General features: G+C 33.3%; 4 protein-coding genes. All 4 read right to left on the minus strand.

Annotated elements, in window-relative coordinates:
* Positions 1 to 230 (minus strand): hypothetical protein (locus H4J75_RS19995; RefSeq protein ID WP_220465374.1); only part of this gene is annotated, 230 nt, incomplete at its 3' end.
* The gene (locus tag H4J75_RS19505) at positions 212 to 580 is read right to left on the minus strand and encodes a hypothetical protein (protein ID WP_182223041.1); all 369 of its coding nucleotides are present in this window, start codon (positions 578 to 580) and stop codon (positions 212 to 214) included. The genes H4J75_RS19995 and H4J75_RS19505, both read right to left, overlap by 19 nt.
* 106 nt (positions 581 to 686) lie before the next feature.
* Positions 687 to 1,217: a hypothetical protein gene (locus H4J75_RS19510; RefSeq protein WP_182223042.1), complete on the minus strand. Its 531-nt coding sequence runs from the start codon at positions 1,215 to 1,217 to the stop codon at positions 687 to 689.
* An 81-nt stretch (positions 1,218 to 1,298) separates the two neighbouring features.
* Positions 1,299 to 1,715 carry a hypothetical protein gene (locus H4J75_RS19515; protein WP_182223043.1) on the minus strand — a complete coding sequence of 139 codons (417 nt, stop codon included), beginning with the start codon at positions 1,713 to 1,715 and terminating at the stop codon, positions 1,299 to 1,301.
* Positions 1,716 to 1,847: the final 132 nt, after the last annotated feature.

Genomic DNA, 1,847 nt, shown 5'->3' on the forward strand with positions numbered 1-1,847 from the left:
TAATAAGCAAACATAAATGCTAAAACTACAATTGCCCCATAAACAGTAAATGCCCAGCCTGAAATTTTAAATTGATTATCCATTATATTTGTAAACCTCCATATTTGAAAAACACCTAACGCCCATTTAAGGGGCAAAATATAGTTGGCTAAAATAAGTGAACGGAGTGAACAAAACAGCCAACTGTATTTTGTCCCTCTTGAAATTCTTGTTAGGTGTTTTTGAACCAATGACTTGGATATTCACCAAATAAAGTATATTTTTTACCTTGCTCAGTCGTAATTTCACCTTTACTGATTAAGTATGCCGACGTAAGGCCTACAACAATTAATACTGTAGGAATTATTGAAACGATATAAATAATTGGCAGTAAAATTAGAGCTAAGAAACTGTAACCTTTGCCTAATGGTACTGATGTATCAATACCTAACAATGAGGTTAAACTAAAGACTCCATAAAACATTAAGCCCAATGCTAGAAGTACAACAAGTAAACCGATTCTAGAAGTAAACTTGTAATACTCTTCTTTCAATTGATATGAAGATAGAGCATTTTTCCAAAGCCTTTTTAGATATCCCATGCCTGATAAACACCTAACGCTCCATTAAGAGGCAAATGATAGTTGGCTAAAATAAGCGACGAAGGAGCAAATAGCCAACTGTTATTTGTCCTGCTTGAATGGCTTGTTACAAGGATTTACAACCACTAGAAACCAAATCAATAACTTTTAATAACTCTGATATTTTATCGTAATTTTCTGGTTCGCCGACTCCAATGGAAATATAATCAGTGTTATAGCTAGAAACTGACTCATCTGAATTTGAATTCATTAAAACAACTTTTTTTACAGGACTATTTTCAAATAAGTTTAAATCGATTACATCTCCCCAACTTTGATAGCTATGTCCATCCTCAGATGTTACGTGCGCAGAAGTAAAAGTTGTATTTTTAAAGTTATTTTTAAAATCAACTAAGACAAAAGTTTTTACGCTATAGAACCCTTTTCTCTTGCTTACTTCACTAGACCATTCTGAAATGAACTCAGCTTTACACGGTTCGATAATATTGAGAGTGATTTTCGAATTTTTTTGAAAGATAGTATGAGATAAAACTTGGTCTAATTTTTCAAAGTTTGTCGGAGTTTGTTGCTCCTCTGCTTTTGATGAAAAACACCCTAAAAGCATGATAGTTAGACTTAACAGGAAAACATTCTGCATACTTCGACGATCCTTGTAACGCCCAAATAACAGGCTAAAAATAGTGGGCTAAAATGGAGCGGAGCGAACAGCCCGCTGTTTTTAGTCCTTGTTGATTTGCTTGTTAGGTACACTTTGCACCCAACTACGTTTAATAAACTTAATTATGACGATACATAATAGAGCAATTACACCGCCATAGTAAAATGCTTGAAATGGGATTTGATACAAAATATCCAATAATTTCCCACCAAACCTAATATTTTCCGCACTACCAATAAATGAAAAAATTATAAATACAGGGAAATAGTGATATCTACTTTTAGGTCCCAAATAGTAAGAGATCATAATAAATATTAACCCAGCAAAAATGTTTGGCCACTCACTACAGACGAAGGCAGTATTGTCAGGAAAACAAGCATCAAAAGCAGGACTTGGAAACCAAAAAATAATAAATAGCGCCAGACCTATTGCTAAAATACTTCGTCCAACATTTGCAAATATGCTCGAACTTTTCATGTGTACCTAACAGTTTATTATGGAGACTTCTCAGTAATGTCCGTCCCATAAATATTATTTAATTGACATTAATATCCCATAATTTCATAGCTTTAGGAAATACAAATTTTATATTTTTGTCAGAACTTGGAT

It is taken from the genome of Colwellia sp. BRX10-1 (genome assembly GCF_014077545.1).
In the GTDB taxonomy this organism is placed as follows: Bacteria; Pseudomonadota; Gammaproteobacteria; order Enterobacterales; family Alteromonadaceae; genus Colwellia_A.